Here is a 17620-nt window from a genome sequence, read left to right as displayed (position 1 = left end):
CCACGCGATGCTGCGATCAGCGAGAGCCGGAAGGTACCGGCTGCACCACCGGCGTAGCCAGCGCATCATTGTTGACCTGGACGACCGGAATGGTGGCGCCGGTGGCCGGATCGACCACGGTGCCGGTCAACTGACTGCTGTCCAGCAGGCTGGGTTCGAGCGCGGCGACCTGGGTGCCATGCACGGCGACATAGCCGGGCTGCGACGCACCATACTGGGCACCATAGCGCGCGTCCCACGCTGCGGAATCGGCGACGTATTTTTCATACTCACCGAAGAAGGCGTTAAAGACCGCCTCATACCGGCCCAGCGACTGCACCGCGAAGGCGGTGGGATCGGCCGGCGGGGTGGCGAGCGATTCATTGGAAATCTGCAGGGCGACATTGCAGAAATTGGTCCGCACCGCCGGCAGGGTGAAATAGTTGTAGACCTGGGTCATGAACTCTTCACGCGCCTTCACACCCGCGTTGCGCGATCCGTGTTCACGGCGATAGACCTGATCGATGGCGGCATTGGCCTGATCGAAACGGCGATCATACTTCTTCAGGAAGGCGCCATAGGCATCGACGATCGGCTGATATTGCGGATCCACGCAATTGAGCGCGGCGACGTTCCAGCCAGAACGGAAATGCCAGACCGCTTCATGTTCATCAAGATTGCTGTTGATCGTGACGTGGGTGCCATCGGGGAGCGCCGCCGGCAGCGGCATGGCATAGGGCGCGCCGAGCGGCGGGAGGGGGCGATAGGGGATAACCTCGGCCACGGGCGGCGGCGGGGGCGGCGGGGGCGGCGGCGGGGGCGGCGGCGGAGCCTTGGCGCAGGCGGCGAGTGCCGCGACACTCATGGCGACCAGCAGTTTGCGGGCAAAAGCTGGCTTGCGATCATTGATATTCATTGCTGCGGCATCCCCTCTCCGCGGGCAAAAGGCACGCGGCAGACTTTCCCATAAACGGCATACGTACAAAACCGGAGCGGCTTAGTCACTCTATGCTTAACAAAAAATGGCCGGGGTTAACAAAAAATGCCCGGGATGCCGAATGGCGCCCCGGGCACGGTAAACCGAATTTCTTTTGCGATTATTCGCGGTTGCCCATGAAGCTGAGCAGGAACTGGAACATGTTGATGAAGTCCAGATAGAGGCTCAGCGCGCCCAGAACCACGGCCTTGCCCGCGAATTCCGTGCCCTGCACATAGGCATATTGTTCCTTCAGACGCTGGGTATCGTAAGCCGTCAGGCCCGCGAAGATCAACACGCCAAGGAAGCTGACCGCCCACATCAGCGTGGTCGACTGAATGAAGATATTCAGCACGCTGGCGATGATCAGGCCGATCAGACCCATGATCAGGAAGGTGCCGAAGCCCGACAGATCACGCTTGGTGGTGTAGCCATAGAGGCTGAGGCCGGCGAAGGCGCCTGCCGTTGCCAGGAAGGTCGCGGCGATCGACGGACCGGTGTAGCGGAAGAACACGGTCGTCAACGACATGCCCATCAGCACGGCGAAGCTCCAGAACAGCGCCTTGAGCGTACCGGTCGAAAACTTGTTCGCACCGAAGCTCATCGCAAACACGATTGCCAGCGGCGACAGCGCGACGACCCAGCGTAGCGGGGATGCGAACAATGCAGCACCCAAGCCGCTTTGATACATCACCAGCGCCACCACGGCCGAGAGCAGCACGCCCGATGCCATGTAGTTGTAGATCGACAGCATGTGCTTCCGCAGGCCGGCGTCAAACGTCGTACGGCCCGCAAGTTCACCACCCTGGCCGGCCGGCGCGCCAAAACCCTGACGGGTTGTACGCGGGTCGTTCCAATTTGCCATTTGATCCAAATCTCCAGTTGTCGGCCACGCAAGCCGGGCCGCTGCATGCAATATCAGGCGCGCCATCGACAATTTCAAGCAAAACCGGACAGGCGAAATGGCCCACAGCCCAAGCAAATTCCCGCCAGCAATAAGCAATTGCCGGCCGGAAACTTTCCAGAAACAAAAAGATACAATTCTGCTGCTTAACAGCGGCGCGCGTCAGCCCTTGTTGCGGGCGTCCTGCGCCATTTCGGCACTGCGATCGCGTGCGGCGCGCAGGGTGCGCAACATGACCGCGCCGAGATCGCCATTCTGATCCATCGCATCGAGCCCGGCCTGGGTCGCGCCGCCCGGGCTGGCCACGCGCCGTGCCAGTTCGGCCGGATCATGCGGGCTGGCAGCAGCGAGCGCCGAGGCACCCTCCACCGTGGCGATGGCCAGACGGTTGGCCTGCCCCGCATCCATGCCCAGATCGATGGCAGCCTGCGCCAGCGCATCGATGAAACGATAAACGAAGGCCGGACCGCAACCGGCGAGTGCGGTCACCAGATCGAATTCGCCTTCCGCAAACCATTCCGGCGTGCCGAGCGGATCGAGAAATTCCTTCACCGCCGCGCGGCCTGCGTCATCCAGCCCGCGTTCGGCCAGCGCGATCGGGGATTTGCCCAGCGCCGCGGCCAGGTTCGGCATGATCCGCACCAGCGCCGCATCGGGGAAATAGCCCGCCAGCGTATCCAGCTCCCCACCGGCCAGAATGGACAGCACCACCGTATTCTTACCCGCCAGCGGCGCCACCTGCGGCGCCACATCGGCCAGGATTTGCGGCTTCACCCCCAGCAGGATGACATCGTATTCGCCGCTTTCGGGAATCGCCGGCAGCAGGTTCACACCCGCGCGCGGCTCGCGCAGCGACGGGTCCGCCACGGTGAAGCGATCGGCGGGCACCCCGGCCCGCAGCCAGCCATCGAGCATCGCGCCGGCCATGTTGCCGCAACCAACCAGCAGGATTGAATCAAACGATGCCACGGTCAAATTCCTTCAAAAACAAGCAAATCAGGCTTCCCCGGCAGCGTCCACCAGAGCGGCGCTGAGCGCATCCTTGGGCGATTTATCCCCCCACAGCACGAACTGGAAGGCGGGATAGAAACGATCGCATTCGGTGACGGCGGTATCGATGGTCAGCTGCGCCATGCTGATCGACAGCATGCCGTCATCGCCGAGCATCAGCCCATGCCGGTAGAGCAGCATCCCGCCGTTCGACCACATGTCAAAATGGCCCAGCCACATCTGTTCGTTAATCAGCGCGAGCAGTTCATGCGCGGCCTTGCGCTTGTCATCCGGCACGCGGATTTCCGGCAGGCACAGCACCTGCAGCACATGATCATCGCGACGCCAGATCGCACGGAGCTGATAGCTGGCCCAACTGCCGCGAATTTCGCCGCAGATTTCATCATCGCTGACATATTCGCACGACCAGCCATGCGCGCCGAACAGCTGGACAAGCATTTCCAGCGGGGCCGCATCGTCATCATCGTCCAGATGCTCATGTCCGGTATTCATGGGCAGTGCCATCTCCGTTCGCCTGTAGCGCCCCATGCCGTGCGGCGGGCAGACAGCGCAATGCGGCGGGATGATGCCGCTGGGCAAAACTCTACAAGCCTGTTGGAAGCCTGTGCACAACCATGTGGACTGGGTGTTGAAACAGGCGACCGATCACAGGAAATGCAGCATCAATCCAGCGCCTTGACCTCTTCACCGGCGGAACTGGAAAAGCGGAAGGTGTCCACGCCCTTTTCCTTGAGCGCCGCCACCAGTTCATTGGCTGCGCGCGTGTTGTTCAGCGGCCCGACCACCAACCGGTTCGTTTGTCCCCAAGCGGCGACATGCGGTTTCTGCCGATCGAGCAGCCCATCAGCCTCCCGCCGAATCCGGCGCCAGTCCGTGCCCAGCGCCGTAACATTGCGCCCGGTCGCGATCTGCACCCAGATGCGACTGGGGTGAGGAGGAGGAGGCGGCGGCGCGGGCGGCGGTGCAGGCTTGGGTTCGGGCGGCTTTTCGCGTGTGGGCGTGATGGTGGTGATGTCCACCGCCCCATCTGCGCGCGCCTGGGGAACCGCGGCGACGGAGAAATCGGCAAAGGCCTGCGCCAGATCGCGCGGTTCGGGTGCTTCCTCGACCGTTTCGACCGCGTCGACCACATTTTCCGCAGCAGCAGCGGCGCGCGCGGCACCGTCGGGAGCGGCGGCTGCAACGAGCACCGGAGCGGGCGCCGCCGCCATGACGGGCGCCGGTGCGGGCGTGGGGGCCGGCGACGCCACATCCGTGGTGCTGAACACCGCCGGCGTTGCGACAGCGGATTGTTCCGGCCCCTGCATCGGACCAACGGCAGACGCTGCCGCCACTGCGGACGATTCGGCTGCGACCGGTGCCGGTGCCGGGGTGGTTGGCGCCAGAGCGACGGCGCCAACCGGCGGCAGTTCGCCTGTGGAAGCCGGCTGGGGAGCCGCAGGCGCGGACGCCGCCGCCATGACGGGCGCCGGTGCCGGCATCGATTCAGGCGCCTGGGCCAGTGCCGGCGCGGGCTGCGGCGTGGGTTGGGGCGCCGGCTGGATCACCGGCTGAGATATGGGTTGCGGCACCGGCTGAGGTGCGGCGGCCGCTATGGCTGGCTGGGCAGACGACGGCGCCACGCGGGCGGCGGCGGCGGCGAAGACGGCATCCTCCGAACGCCCGCTGCTGGCCGCTGGCCGCTCGTTGCGATTGCCGCCCATCGCCGGCCCGGCAGGCACCAGCCGCGCATCGGCGGTCTGTACAGGGGCGGCAGCCGGCGTCGATGGTTCCGACAGGGCTGCGATCTCTGGCGGATCGCGACCGATATCCGCAGCGCGCGGAAACACGCCGAGATCGGCCGCGGCAGCCTGCTGCGCGCGGGTGAGCCGGGGCATGTAGCGCAGATAGGGCGCCATGCGGCTCGACAGCCGTTCCGGCAGCATGGTTTCGGCGATCGAAACCGCTTCATCCGGCTTGCCGAGAATGGCCAGGGTGAAGGCGCGCGTGCGATAGGCGGCGATATCCGCGCGCTGCAGCAGCGGCAGCAGCGTCGCTTCCGACGCGTTCTGGTTGCCCGCGATGGCCTGGCTCAAAGCCAGTCGGCGGATCAGTTCGGGGGTTTCATCGAACCGGCGGGCAATCTGATAAAGTTCCTGCGCGCGGGTGTTGTTGCCGACCAGATCATAGGCCATGCCGCGATCGGCGGCGTGGGGCGCCATGTCGGCCCCGGCGGCCTGCGCCTCGTCATACAGTCGCAATGCTTCCACCGGGCGTTGCTGGCGCAGAGCCAGGCTGGCCTGCCCCGCCTTGATCCGCCCATCGGTGGGGGAAACAGCAAGGCCCCTGTCGAAGAAATTCGTCGCTGAGGCAAAATCACCCAGTTCGACCGAGGCCTGGCCTGCACGGACCAACGCATCGACCGATTGCGGATCACGCCCGAGTTCCCGCAACGCTTCCGCCAGATTGCCGGTCGCCGGATTGGGCAGCGCCTGGACCACCGGCCGCGAAAAATCCTGCGCGCCGACCGTTCCAGGCAAAGCTGCCGCAGAGACAGCGATGACGAGGGGGGCGCAGGCAATGCGCACAAGACTGCGCGAACCGGGCAGATCAGCAGGCATAGTCACCACAAACAGTTCCGGGGCCGAAGCCCCGGAAGAAGGAAACCGGATTACTGATTGTTCTGACGTCCCAGGAACCGCGGAATGCGCAGCGAAGAGCCCCCGCCGTCCGGACCGTCATCATCATCGTCTTCCGTCGTGCTGGCACTGCCGCGCGACAGATTGGCCATGCGTTCGAACAGCGTGCTGCCGCCGGCGGCACCGGCCGGGCGGGTGGGCTGCGCCGGCTGGGCCGGAGCGGGTGCAGGCTCTGCATCGCCGCCAAGCATGCGCGCGCGACGGCCACCCAGGCCCTGCGAGGCATCGGTATCGCCTTCGGCCAGACGGCTGGCGTCGAGCAGCAGTTCATCCTGGCGGGTTTCGTCCGGTGAAACTTCACCCAGGCTCAGTTCCAGCGGTTCCGAAGAAGCCTGGGCCGGTTCTGCATGAGCAGCGTGGCCGCCGTTGGCGGCAGCAAAATGGCGGTCTGCTGCCGGGCTGGCCACGCCGCCGCTGTAGGATACTTCGGGCGCAGCAACCGGTGCGGAAACCGGCGGCTGGGCAGGCGCGCGGGGCGTTTCGGGCTGTTCGGAAACGGGCGTTTCCGCGGGGCGCGGTTCCGGGCGACGCGGACCGCGTGCAGCGGACAGGTTGAGCGACTGCGAGGTCGGCGCCGGTGCGCTGGCGGCCGATCCGGTCGAATCGTCGATGCCGGTCGCAACAACGGATACGCGGATCTTGCCGGCCAGATCGGGATTGAAGGCCGAACCCCAGATGATGTTGGCTTCAGGATCGACCAGTTCGCGAATGTGATTGGCCGCTTCGTCGACTTCGAGCAGCTTCATGTCGTCGCCGCCGATGATCGAGATGATCACGCCCTTGGCGCCCTGCATCGACACGCCGTCGAGCAGCGGATTGGCGATCGCACGCTCAGCCGCTTCGAGTGCGCGGTTGGCACCGTCGCCCTCGCCCGTGCCCATCATCGCCTTGCCCATTTCGGCCATGACGGAGCGCACGTCGGCAAAGTCGAGGTTGATGAGGCCCGGCATGACCATCAGATCGGTGATGGAGCGCACGCCCTGCTGCAGCACTTCGTCGGCCAGCTGAAACGCTTCCTTGAAGGTCGTTTCTGCCTTCGCCACCAGGAACAGGTTCTGGTTGGGGATGACGATCAGCGTATCGACATATTTCTGCAGTTCTTCGATGCCCGCATCGGCCGCGCGCATGCGGCGCGTGCCTTCGAACAGGAACGGCTTGGTCACCACGCCAACGGTCAGAATATTGCGCGACCGGGCCACTTCAGCGATCACGGGCGCAGCGCCGGTTCCGGTGCCGCCGCCCATGCCGGCTGCGATGAAGACCATGTTCACGCCCTCGAGCGCACGCTCGATCTCTGCCACGGTTTCTTCCGCTGCGGCACGGCCCACTTCCGGCCGCGCGCCGGCGCCCAGGCCGCGCGTGATGTCCGGGCCGAGCTGGATGCGATGTTCCGCCACGGCATTGTTGAGCGCCTGGGCGTCCGTGTTGGCCACGATGAAATCGACGCCTTCGATTTCCGCCTCGATCATGTTGGCGATGGCATTGCCGCCAGCACCGCCGACACCGATCACGGTGATCCGGGGACGCAGTTCCTCAACCGAAGGAGGGCCGATATTGATGCTCATTTTATCCTCTCCTCGCGGAGGCGTTGAAAATTCAGGTTGTCGTCTGTGCCACAAAGAGATTCAAGGATACAAAAGCTAATTGCATCTATCCACAGGCTGACACAGCGAGATCGGGTTCAAAAATACTCTTTCATCGCCACCCACAGCCGCTGAACCGTCGCAAAACCGGCGATTGTCGTGGTGGGGGTGAAACGCGATCCGACCCGGCGAATATCGACCGGATCTTCCGCCGCATACAATACCAGACCCGCCAGCGTGGCAAAACCGGGCACGGCATGCGCTTCGGGCAGGCCGCGCAGCTGCGGCGGGCGGCCGATGCGGACCGGATTGCCGAGGGCGGCCTGGGCATAATCGGCAAGACCGGCCAGTTCGGCGCCGCCGCCGGTAATGACGATCTTGCGCCCGCGTCCGCTGGCAAAGCCCATCCGTTCCAGCGACCGGGCGACTTCGCCCATCAGCACATCCAGTTCCCCGGTGATGACGCTGATCAGTTCGGCACGGGGAATACGGTTCTTGTCATCCGCGCCGCGTGCCACCGGCCCGCTGGCATCGTCTTCCGGCCCGGCGACCGAGATCATTTCGCGGTGATCGGCCGGGCTGGCGATGGCCGAGCCGTTGACGCATTTGAGCCGTTCGGCCTGGAAGCGGCGGATACCGAACGCCGATGCGATGGCATCGGTGATATCGCCGGAGCCGCGCTGAATCCCGGTCAGCCCGACCAGCATGCCCGCCGCATAGACCGACACATTGGTGACCTGGGCGCCGAATTCGACCAGCGCCACGCCCAGATCGCGTTCTTCTTCCGACAGGCAGGCGAGCCCGGTCGCCAGCGGGGAAGCGACCACCGCCTCCACCGAAAGATGCGCCTTCTGCGCAGCCTCCGTCAGATTGCGGATCGGCGCGCCATCGGCCAGCATGGCGTGAATATCCACCCCCAGCCGTTCGGCATGCAGCCCGCGCGGATTGGCGATGCCGATGCCGTCCGCACCATCAAGGAAATAGCAGGCCGGCTGCGCATGCAGCACGGTGCGGCCATCGGGTTCGATGCTGTCGCGCGCGGCGACCAGCAGATGTTCGATATCTTCTTCCTCGATCCGGCGGCCGCCGATATCGATTTCCACCGGGGTAATGATGCTGCCCAGCCCGGCCCCGGAACAGGCGATCCACACATTGGACACATGCACACCCGGCGCCATGTTTTCCGCGCGGTCGATCGCATCGCGCACGGCATAGGTCGCGGCGGCCATATCGGTGACATAGCCGCGCTTGATCCCCTGGCTGGCGCGGTGATTGCTGCCCAGCACAATCATTTCGCCTTCGTCCGTGACCCCGGCGATCATGGCCGACACGCGGAAAGAGCCGATGTTCACGGCCCCGATGACGCGCGCGATACGTGGTTGCACTGGCATCAGCTTTCCTTTGTCGCAGCAGCGGCGGCGGCTTCTTCCTCACGGCATTCGGGGCAGCGGAAATAGATCCGTTCGCCCGATCGCATATCGAACGCCAGCACCTTGCCGCCCAGCAGCCGGTTCACCCCGTCCAACCGGGCAAATTCGATCAAGGCCGTGGCCGCCAGATTGGCCCCCTTGGGCAGGGCCAGCGTCTGGCCGGTCTTGAAGGTCAGATCCCAGCGACGGTTGCCGATCCATTTGGCTTCCGCGATCTGCGGGCGCAGCGCGGGTGCAGCGTCGAGCAGCTTGTCGAGATTGCCAACCTGCGCCTGCACCCCTTCACCAGACAGCACCAGCCGATCCTTCGCTTCGGCGCGGGATACCGCTTCGAGTTCGGCCCCGGTCGCATCGATCAGAACCAGCCGGTTATCCCGGCGCAGCACCGCATGCGGCACGCGTTCCACGATATCGACCACGATCGTATCGGGCAGGCGGCGCGACACCCGCGCATCGGCCACCCAACTCAGTTCCTTCAGCGAATCGCGCAGCACATCCAATTCGACCAGCGGCATGGCGCGGTTGCGTTCGGCCAGAACCCGTTCGTAGACCTTCAGCTTGTTGATGCGGTCGGCGCCATGCACTTCAACCCGGCGCACTTCGAAACCGGCCTCTGCCGCCACGCTGGCAAACTGCTGATGTGCCAGCGTCGTCAGCCCGGCCAGGCTGGCGATCGACCATGCGGCCGCGGCCACCACGGCGAAGATCACGATCAGGAACATCTTGTGCAGCTGTTCTTCGGTAACCGGCAGGATCCGCACCACCGCGCCCATCAGCGATCCCGTGGTGGCATGCACCCGCTGCACCTTGTTACGGGTGTTCTGCCGGCGCGCCTGACGCCGCACGGGGGGCGCGTTGCGGGAAATCTTCTGCGCCATCAGCCGTTGTCTTCCGGCAGGCGGCCAAAGTGGCGCAGCGCATCGGCAATGATGATTTCCACCAGATCGGCATAGCTGATGCCGCAATGGCGCGCCTGTTCGGGCACCAGGCTGAGTTCGGTCATGCCCGGCTGGGTATTGGTTTCGAGCAGGAACAGTCCGGCTTCGCCCTGTTCGTCATCCCAGCGGAAATCCGACCGGCTGGCCCCACGGCAGCCGAGCAGGCGATGCGCCTGCAGCGCATAATCCAGGCACAGCTGCGCGATATTGTCGGGGATCTGCGCCGGGCAGACATGTTCGGTCATGCCGTCGGTATATTTGGCATCGAAATCATAGAACCCGCTCTTGGGCACCAGTTCGGTGACGAGCAGCGCGCGATCGCCCAGCACCGCCGTCGTCAGTTCGCGCCCGCGAACATAGGGCTCCGCCAGCAGCGAAGGGAATTTCTGCCACGGCCCTTCGGCATCGCGGCGGATCGGATTGCCGTAATTGGATTCGTCGGTGACCACGGCCACGCCAACGGATGAGCCTTCGTTCACCGGCTTGAGCACATAGGGCCGCGCCAGCGGATCGCCGCCGTAAAGATCCTCGCTGCGCACCACGCGCCCGCCCGGCATGGGCACGCCATGCGGGACCAGCGCCTGCTTGGTCAGTTCCTTGTCGATCGCGATGACCGAGGTGGCGAGGCCCGAATGGGTATAGGGAATGCCCATCAGATCGAGCATGCCCTGCACCGTGCCGTCTTCGCCCGGAACGCCATGCAGCGCGTTGAACACCACATCGGGCGCCGTTTCCGCCAGCCGCGCGGCAACCTGGCGATCCATGTCGATCCGCGTGACGCGATGGCCGCGCGATTCCAGCGCATCGGCCACGCCCTTGCCGCTCATCAACGATACCGGGCGTTCATTGGCCCAGCCGCCCATCAGCACGGCGACATGAAGTTTCGGCAGGTTCATTTGCGCATCCTCACGGCCGTCCAACACGTTTGATTTCCCATTCCAGCGTCACGCCCTGGCTTTCCGATACCCGCCGGCGCACCTCTTCCCCCAGCCCCTCGATATCGGAACTGGCGGCATGGCCGGTGTTGATCAGGAAATTGGCGTGCTTTTCGCTTACCTGCGCGTCCCCCATGGTCAGGCCGCGACATCCGGCCGCATCGACCAGGCGCCACGCCTTGTCCCCCGGCGGGTTCTTGAAGGTCGAACCGCCGGTCTTGCTGCGCAGGGGCTGCGTTTCTTCACGCGCATGCGCGATCCGGTCCATCTCTGCGCCGATTTCCGCCGGGTCGCCGCCGGCATCGCCACGCAGCCGGGCGGACACCACGATCGCGCCATCGGGCAGGCGCGAATGGCGGTAGGAATAATCGAGATCCGACGCAGGCAGGTTCACGCATTGCCCGCCAGGCAGCACCACCACGCAATCGATCAGCACATCGGCCACTTCGCGGCCATAGGCCCCGCCGTTCATGCGCACGAAGCCGCCCACGGTGCCGGGAATACCGCGCAGGAATTCCAGCCCGGCAATACCGGCATCGCGTGCGGTTGAGGACACCAGAATACCGCTGGCCCCGCCGCCGCATTCGATCACGCCATCGCGCTGCACCTCGACCGAGGAAAACGCCTTGCCCAGCCGCACGACCACGCCGGGGACGCCGCCATCGCGAATGATCAGATTGGAACCCAGACCCAGCGCCATCACCGGCACGGCATCATCCAACCCGGCCAGGAAGGTGAGCAGATCATCCAGATCCGCCGGTTCGAACAACCAGTCCGCCGGGCCGCCGCTCTTGAACCAGACCAGCCTGTCGAGCGGGGCATCCGCCGTCAGCTTCCCGCGCACCGTGGCGGTGGAAAGATCAGCAGACGCGAGCTTTTCCTCCCCGCCGAAAGGGCTGCGCCCAAACTGGTTTTCATTGGGCTGGTTCATGCCACCCCCTCTGCCACCGGCTCACTCTGCCCGCGCAGGGTGGCAATGGCCGGGGCCAGGCCGGCGGCCCAGCGGGTAATGTCCCCCGCCCCCAGGCACACGACCAGATCGCCGGGGTTGATGATCGGGGCCAGCCGTGCGGCCAGATCGTCCGGCCCGGTCACGACGGCGGCCGAGCGATGCCCGCGATCGCGCAGGCCGGCGACCAGCGCATCGGAATCGATCCCCTCGATCGGGGCCTCCCCCGCGGCATAGACCGGCGCGGCAAAGACCATGTCGGCATCGTTGAAGCAGGATTGGAAATCTTCGAGCAGATCGCGCAGCCGCGTGAAGCGGTGCGGCTGCGCCACAGCGATCACCCGACCGGTGCCGGATTCCCGCGCGGCCGAAAGCACGGCGCGGATTTCCACCGGATGGTGGGCGTAATCGTCGATGATAGTGGCACCTGCCACTTCGCCCACCCGGCTGAACCGGCGACGGACGCCGCCGAACTGGGCAAAGCCGGTGCGAATGGTTTCATCGCCGCAACCCAGTTCATGGGCGACGGCAATCGCGGCCAGCGCATTCTGGACATTGTGCCGTCCGGGCATCGGCAGGGCGATATCGGCAATCCGATGTTCCACCCCGTCCCGATCGCGGAACACCGCATCGAACAGATTGCCGCCAGCATTGGGGCGCAGGTTTTCCGCGCGCCAGTCTGCCTGGGCGGAAAACCCATAGGTGATCACGCGGCGATCACGCACGCGGGCGATCACGCGCTGCACCTCTGCATGATCGATGCAAAGCACGGCCGCGCCGTAGAAAGGCACATTCTCTATGAATTCGAGGAAGGCCTGTTTTACCGCGTCGAAACTGCCGTAATGATCGAGATGTTCGGGGTCGATATTGGTGACCACGGCGAAGGTGCCGTCGAGCCGCAGGAAGCTGCCGTCGCTTTCATCGGCTTCCACGACCATCCAGTCGCTGTCGCCCAGGCGGGCGTTGGAGCCATAGCTTTCGATGATCCCGCCGTTGATGACCGTCGGATCGACCCCGCCGGCATCCAGCAGCGCGGCGACCATGCTGGTCGTGGTCGTCTTGCCATGGGTGCCGGCAACCGCGACCGTGCTTTTCAACCGCATCAGTTCGGCCAGCATTTCCGCGCGGCGGACCACGGGAATGCGCCCGTCGAGCGCGGCGGCCACTTCGGGATTGTCGCGCTTGACCGCAGTGGAGGTGACGACCACGGCCGCATCACCGAGGTTTTCGGCGCGGTGGCCGATGGCGATGCTGATTCCGCGTGCGCGCAGCCGTTCGACACTGGGCCCTTCGGCAATGTCCGAACCCTGCACGCCATAGCCCAGATTGTGCATCACCTCGGCAATGCCCGACATTCCGATCCCGCCGATGCCGACGAAATGGATCGTGCCGATATCCGTGCCTACGCCCTTCACTTGTCACCTTCCCGTTCGAGCACGAGCGAACGCCGCCCGCTCGGTCGCGCGTCCCCGGCGACACGGATCACATCCTGAATCGGCGCAGCGCCGAAGCTTTCGACCAGATCGGCCAGATCGCTGGCGGCATCGGGCCGGCCGCAGTTCCATGCCGCATGGGCGGCATTGGCCAGCGATTCCGGGTGCTGCGCCAGCACCTGGATCTGCTTGGCCAGTTCCTTGGCCGTGAAATTCGGCTGCCGGATAGCGCGCGCGCCACCGGCCTTGACCAGTTCGCGGGCATTGGCCGTCTGATGATCGTCGGTGGCGATCGGCAGCGGAACCAGAATGGCCGGGCGGCCGACCGCCGTGAGTTCGGCGATGGTCGAGGCGCCGGCACGGCCGACGAACAGATGCGCATCGGCCAGCCGGACATCCATGTCCTGGAAATAGGTGCCCAGTTCCGCCGGTATGCCGTGACCGGCATAGCGTTCACGCACGGCCTCCAGATCTTCGGGGCGGCACTGCTGGGTCACCTGCAGCCGGCTGCGCAATGCAGGCGGCAGCATCGACAGGCCATCGGGCACCACTTCCGACAGCACCCGCGCACCCTGGCTGCCGCCGGTGACCAGCACACGCAGCAGGCCGTCTTCCGGAATGGGCGGAAACGGCTGGTCGCGCAGCGCCAGCACCGCCGTCCGCACGGGGTTGCCCACCAGATGCACCTTCGGGGCATGCTTGCCGTCCAGCCGCTCTATCGCGGGATAGGCGGTGGCGATGGCGTTCACCCGCCCGGCCAGCAACCGGTTGACGCGGCCGAGCACGGCATTCTGTTCGTGAATGACAGAGGCGATACCGGCCTTCGATGCCGCCAGCAGCGCGGGCAGCGCCGGATAACCGCCAAAACCGATCACCGCAGTCGGGGCGAAGCTTTCATACAGGCGCAGGGCCATGCTCCGCCCGTTCAGCACCGATGCGATCGCCTTGGGCCAGCCGAGCGGATTCTTGCCGAACCGGCCAGCGGGCAGGATATGCGCGGGCAGGAAATCGGGCTTGCCCGGAATGGCGGCACCGCGTTCATCGGTGATCAACGCCACATGATGCCCGCGCCGCTCCAGCTCGCTCGCCAGAGCAAAGGCCGGGGTCAGATGGCCGCCGGTGCCCCCGGCAGCCAGGACATAATGACGGGCGACGGTGGTCATAGTACCGAATCCTTTTCGAACGCGGCCCGCCAGTCGAACTTCTCCCGCTCCAGACAGGGGTTGCGGCGCGTGATCGTCAGCAGCAGCCCCACGACAAAGCATTGCGCCACATAGGACGAACCGCCGTAGCTGATCAGCGGCAAGGTCATCCCCTTGGAAGGAAACAGCTGCAGATTGACCATGATGTTGATGAAGGCCTGCCCGCCGAACAGCGCGATCAGACCCGCCGTGGCCAGCACGATGAACAGGTTTTCCTCGTTCATCATGCGCATCAGCACGCGCATCACGATCGCCAGATAGAGCATCACCACCAGCGCGCAGATCAGCAGGCCGAATTCTTCCCCGATGACGGAGAAGATGTAGTCGGTGTGCGCTTCGGGCAGGCTCATCTTGTTGGTGCCCATCCAGAACCCGCTGCCCGTCCAGCCGCCGCCGAGCAGGGTGCGGCTGGCCAGATCGACCTGATCATAGGCCGTTCCGCCGCCGATGAAGCTGTCGATGCGGTGGCGGGCATTGTCATAGAACAGGTAGGCCAGCGTCAGCGCCGCCGTGGAACAGGCCGCCAGAATGCCGATCCGCTGCAACTGCAGGCCGGCCACCATAACCAGCACAAACCAGGCGCCGGCAAACAGGATGGCATCGCCCAGGTTGGGCTGCAGCATCAGCAGCGCCACGATCAGCCCCACGGTGGCGGCGCTGAGCGAAATCACCGGCAGGCTGGGATCACGCACGCGCCAGGCCAGCATCCAGGCGACGGTTACGGCAAAGGCAGGCTTGAGAAACTCGCTCGGCTGAAAGGATATGCCGACATTCAGCCAGCGGCGGGCGCCATTCACTTCCCCACCGACGATCGGCACCAGCAGCAGCGCCACCAGCATGGCCGCCGCCAGCAGGATGCAGCCGCGCCGCATCAGATTCTGTGGCACCATGGCCGTGGCGAACATCACCAGCAGGCCCAGCGCCATGAAGCGCAGATGCAACCAGAGGAAATAGAGATCTTCCAGCTTCACGTCGGTCTTGGAAAGCCGGCGGGCGCTGGAGGGGGATGCCGCGCCGACCGCGACGATGCCGATCGCCATGACCAGCAGCACCAGGACCAGCAAAGTCCGGTCGATCTCGTTCCACCAGACAGCCAGTTGGCGCTGCCGCCCACCGGGGTAGCGTGCATCGGCGAAGCTGGTCCGCAATTGCGGAAGATAGGGGCGCGCGGCTGTCATGCTGTCACCTTCGTTCCGCAGTTGTCGGGGTCACCGGGTTGCCGACCGGCGATTTCTTCCACCAGGCGGCGGAAAGTGTCGCCGCGAACCTCATAATCGCGAAACTGGTCGAAACTGGCGCAGGCCGGGCTGAACAGCACGACATCGCCCGGCACCGCCGCAGCGACGGCGCGGCACACCGCCTCGGCCAGCATTTCGCAGCGCTGGACCGGCATGTGCGGCGCGAGCAGTTCAGCGAAACGCGGCCCGGCTTCGCCAATGGTATAGGCGGCCGCGACATTGCCGAAATGCGCTTCGCATTCCTCCAGCCCGTCCCCCTTGGGCAGGCCGCCGCAGATCCAGTGCAGCCGCCGCGCGGGGGCTGGCGGATAGGCGGCCAATGCGGGCGCGGTGGAGGCGGGATTGGTGGCCTTGCTGTCGTTGATGAACAGCACGCCGGCATATTCGCCCAGCCGCTCCATCCGGTGCGACAGGCCACCGAAGCTGGCGAAACCGGCCAGCACCTGATCGCGGCTGAGCCCGCATTCCATCGCCAGCGCGGCGGCGATGCCCGCGTTCTGGAGATTGTGCGGACCCTGCAGCGATGGCCAGGCCGGTTGCAGCGCGGCCCATTCAGCCAGGTTCACGCAGGGCGCGCGCGCCTCGGCGCGGCGGGCCTGCTCTGTCCGCTGAACGGTGCAGGTGGGTTCATCCTCACACCCGAACACCGCGAACTGTTCCGTCTGCTGCATGGCAAACAGTCGCGCCTTGGACGCGGCATAGGCATCGAAACCGTCGTAGCGGTCCAGGTGATCGGGCGTGATATTGGTGAGCCCCGCCGCATCGCAGGCGAGCGATCGGGTCAGGTCGATCTGATAGCTGGACAGTTCGAGCACATAGACGCCGCCGGCCGGCAGCGGATCCTGCCCCAGGATCGGCAGGCCGATATTGCCACCCATCAGCGTCGGCACGCCGGCCGCATCGAACAGATGGCGCACCAACGCAGTGGTGGTCGATTTGCCGTTGGTGCCGGTGATCCCGACCACCTTGTGCGCGGGCAGCGAAGCGCGGGCCTGGGCGAAAAGCTCGATATCGCTGATCAGCGGCACACCGGCTGCGCGGGCCCGATCGGCGATCGGATGGGTGTTGAGCGGCACGCCGGGGGACAGCACCACACCATCGAGCCCGGCCAGGTCGATCACCATCGGATCGGCGATCTCTGCCCGCCCGGCGAGTTCTTCGCGCGGATCTTCGCGCCGATCCCAGGCAATCACATAGGCGCCGCTCGCCAGCAAGGCTTCGGCGGCGGTCATGCCCGAACGGGCAAGCCCCAGCACGGCAAAGCGTTTGCCGGAAAAGAGCGGGGAGGTGATCATCGCAGCTTCAGCGTCGCCAGGCCAACGACAGCCAGCACGATGGCGATGATCCAGAAACGGATCACCACGGTCGATTCACGCCAGCCGAGTTGTTCGAAGTGATGATGGATCGGCGCCATGCGGAAGATCCGCTTGCCCGTGCGCTTGAACCAGAAAACCTGGATGATGACGCTGGCAGTTTCCATCACGAACAGCCCGCCGATGATCAGCAGCACGATTTCATGATGGGCCGCCACGGCGATGGCACCCAGCGCGCCGCCCAGGGCGAGCGAACCGGTATCGCCCATGAATACGGCCGCCGGCGGGGCATTGAACCACAGGAAGGCGAGGCCCGCGCCCATGATCCCGGCGCAGAAGATCGCCAGTTCGCCCGCGCCCGGCACATGCGGAATGCCCAGATAGGCCGAATAGTCGACGCGGCCGACCAGATAGCAGATCAGCAGAAACGCCCCGGCCGCGATCACCACCGGCATGGTCGCCAGCCCGTCCAGCCCGTCCGTCAGGTTCACCGCATTGCCGAAGCCGACAATGAAGGTGGCGGCGAAGACATAATAGAACGGGCCGAGCGGGATCGCCCGGTCGGAGAAGAAGGGCACATAGAGATTGGTGTTGATCTGGCTGACGATGATCCAGGCCGCGACACCGGCCACGGCGAATTCGCACAGCAACCGCACCCGGGCGGATACGCCCTTGTGGCTGCGCTTGGTCACCTTGTCGAAATCATCGAGGAAGCCGATCAGGCCGAAGCCCGCCGTCACCGCCATGCAGGCCCAGACGAAGGGGTTGAACGGATCCATCCACAGCAGCATCGATACCAGAAGCGAGGTAAGGATCATCAGCCCACCCATGGTGGGCGTGCCGACCTTGGCCTGGTGGGTTTGCGGGCCGTCGCTGCGGATCGGCTGGCCCTTGCCCTGCCGCACGCGCAGCATGGCGATGAAACGCGGGCCGATCACCAGCCCCAGCAGCAGCGCTGTCAGCAGCGCGGCGCCGGCGCGAAATGTCTGGTAACGCACCAGATTCAACAGGCCTTCGAATTCAAGCCATTGAGCAATCAGATACAGCATGT

General features: G+C 65.3%; 15 protein-coding genes. All 15 read right to left on the bottom strand.

Translation table 11 applies throughout. The features are described 5' to 3' along the window. Positions 1–16 precede the first annotated feature (16 nt). Positions 17–895, bottom strand: coding sequence for a hypothetical protein (locus GRI97_RS04300; protein WP_161389869.1), 879 nt, complete (start codon positions 893–895; stop codon positions 17–19). A gap of 181 nt (positions 896–1076) precedes the next feature. Continuing rightward, positions 1077–1820, bottom strand: coding sequence for a Bax inhibitor-1/YccA family protein (locus tag GRI97_RS04295; RefSeq protein WP_161389868.1), 744 nt, complete (start codon positions 1818–1820; stop codon positions 1077–1079). 201 nt (positions 1821–2021) lie between these two features. Next, the gene (locus GRI97_RS04290) at positions 2022–2828 is read right to left on the bottom strand and encodes a pyrroline-5-carboxylate reductase family protein (RefSeq protein ID WP_161389867.1); all 807 of its coding nucleotides are present in this window, start codon (positions 2826–2828) and stop codon (positions 2022–2024) included. Between the two features lie 27 nt (positions 2829–2855). Continuing rightward, the gene (locus GRI97_RS04285; RefSeq protein ID WP_235917600.1) at positions 2856–3362 is read right to left on the bottom strand and encodes a type III secretion system chaperone family protein; all 507 of its coding nucleotides are present in this window, start codon (positions 3360–3362) and stop codon (positions 2856–2858) included. Positions 3363–3532: 170 nt separating this feature from the next. Then, entirely contained in the window at positions 3533–5476 is a 1944-nt protein-coding gene (locus GRI97_RS04280; protein ID WP_161389865.1) for a tetratricopeptide repeat protein, read from the bottom strand. 44 nt (positions 5477–5520) lie between these two features. Next, positions 5521–7113: a cell division protein FtsZ gene (gene ftsZ, locus GRI97_RS04275; RefSeq protein ID WP_161389864.1), complete on the bottom strand. Its 1593-nt coding sequence runs from the start codon at positions 7111–7113 to the stop codon at positions 5521–5523. 116 nt (positions 7114–7229) lie between these two features. Continuing rightward, a complete protein-coding gene (ftsA, locus tag GRI97_RS04270) occupies positions 7230–8522 on the bottom strand; it encodes a cell division protein FtsA (RefSeq protein ID WP_161389863.1) in 1293 nt (430 codons plus the stop codon). Next, positions 8522–9439, bottom strand: a complete 918-nt coding sequence (locus GRI97_RS04265; protein WP_161389862.1) for a cell division protein FtsQ/DivIB — start codon at positions 9437–9439, stop codon at positions 8522–8524. The genes ftsA and GRI97_RS04265 overlap by 1 nt, the downstream gene beginning before the upstream one ends. Then, on the bottom strand, positions 9439–10395 hold the full coding sequence (locus GRI97_RS04260) for a D-alanine--D-alanine ligase (RefSeq protein ID WP_161389861.1): 957 nt from the start codon (positions 10393–10395) through the stop codon (positions 9439–9441). The genes GRI97_RS04265 and GRI97_RS04260 overlap by 1 nt, the downstream gene beginning before the upstream one ends. 10 nt (positions 10396–10405) lie before the next feature. Then, positions 10406–11365, bottom strand: a complete 960-nt coding sequence (gene murB, locus GRI97_RS04255) for a UDP-N-acetylmuramate dehydrogenase (RefSeq protein WP_161389860.1) — start codon at positions 11363–11365, stop codon at positions 10406–10408. Beyond that, on the bottom strand, positions 11362–12798 hold the full coding sequence (murC, locus tag GRI97_RS04250) for a UDP-N-acetylmuramate--L-alanine ligase (RefSeq protein ID WP_161389859.1): 1437 nt from the start codon (positions 12796–12798) through the stop codon (positions 11362–11364). The genes murB and murC overlap by 4 nt, the downstream gene beginning before the upstream one ends. Further along, positions 12795–13979, bottom strand: coding sequence for an undecaprenyldiphospho-muramoylpentapeptide beta-N-acetylglucosaminyltransferase (gene murG / locus GRI97_RS04245; RefSeq protein WP_161389858.1), 1185 nt, complete (start codon positions 13977–13979; stop codon positions 12795–12797). The genes murC and murG overlap by 4 nt, the downstream gene beginning before the upstream one ends. After that, the gene (locus tag GRI97_RS04240; protein ID WP_161389857.1) at positions 13976–15196 is read right to left on the bottom strand and encodes an FtsW/RodA/SpoVE family cell cycle protein; all 1221 of its coding nucleotides are present in this window, start codon (positions 15194–15196) and stop codon (positions 13976–13978) included. The genes murG and GRI97_RS04240 overlap by 4 nt, the downstream gene beginning before the upstream one ends. Then, complete coding sequence (gene murD / locus GRI97_RS04235) at positions 15193–16551, bottom strand: UDP-N-acetylmuramoyl-L-alanine--D-glutamate ligase (protein WP_161389856.1); 1359 nt, start codon at positions 16549–16551, stop codon at positions 15193–15195. The genes GRI97_RS04240 and murD overlap by 4 nt, the downstream gene beginning before the upstream one ends. After that, positions 16548–17618 carry a phospho-N-acetylmuramoyl-pentapeptide-transferase gene (gene mraY, locus GRI97_RS04230; protein WP_161389855.1) on the bottom strand — a complete coding sequence of 357 codons (1071 nt, stop codon included), beginning with the start codon at positions 17616–17618 and terminating at the stop codon, positions 16548–16550. The genes murD and mraY overlap by 4 nt, the downstream gene beginning before the upstream one ends. Between the last annotated feature and the right edge of the window lie 2 nt (positions 17619–17620).

The organism is Croceibacterium xixiisoli (genome assembly GCF_009827305.1).
Classification (GTDB): Bacteria; Pseudomonadota; Alphaproteobacteria; order Sphingomonadales; family Sphingomonadaceae; genus Croceibacterium_C; species Croceibacterium_C xixiisoli.
The sequence above is the reverse complement of the archived record's forward strand: the minus strand, read 5'-3'. Positions and strand labels throughout refer to the sequence as shown.

Coding starts and splice junctions, on each gene's coding strand:
- mraY (WP_161389855.1), bottom strand. CDS start 17,618: ATGCTGTATCTGATTGCTCAATGGCTTGAATTCGAAGGCCTGTTGAAT.
- GRI97_RS04295 (WP_161389868.1), bottom strand. CDS start 1,820: ATGGCAAATTGGAACGACCCGCGTACAACCCGTCAGGGTTTTGGCGCG.
- GRI97_RS04260 (WP_161389861.1), bottom strand. CDS start 10,395: ATGAACCTGCCGAAACTTCATGTCGCCGTGCTGATGGGCGGCTGGGCC.
- GRI97_RS04300 (WP_161389869.1), bottom strand. CDS start 895: ATGAATATCAATGATCGCAAGCCAGCTTTTGCCCGCAAACTGCTGGTC.
- GRI97_RS04285 (WP_235917600.1), bottom strand. CDS start 3,362: ATGAATACCGGACATGAGCATCTGGACGATGATGACGATGCGGCCCCG.
- murB (WP_161389860.1), bottom strand. CDS start 11,365: ATGAACCAGCCCAATGAAAACCAGTTTGGGCGCAGCCCTTTCGGCGGG.
- murG (WP_161389858.1), bottom strand. CDS start 13,979: ATGACCACCGTCGCCCGTCATTATGTCCTGGCTGCCGGGGGCACCGGC.
- murD (WP_161389856.1), bottom strand. CDS start 16,551: ATGATCACCTCCCCGCTCTTTTCCGGCAAACGCTTTGCCGTGCTGGGG.
- GRI97_RS04265 (WP_161389862.1), bottom strand. CDS start 9,439: ATGGCGCAGAAGATTTCCCGCAACGCGCCCCCCGTGCGGCGTCAGGCG.
- ftsZ (WP_161389864.1), bottom strand. CDS start 7,113: ATGAGCATCAATATCGGCCCTCCTTCGGTTGAGGAACTGCGTCCCCGG.
- ftsA (WP_161389863.1), bottom strand. CDS start 8,522: ATGCCAGTGCAACCACGTATCGCGCGCGTCATCGGGGCCGTGAACATC.
- GRI97_RS04240 (WP_161389857.1), bottom strand. CDS start 15,196: ATGACAGCCGCGCGCCCCTATCTTCCGCAATTGCGGACCAGCTTCGCC.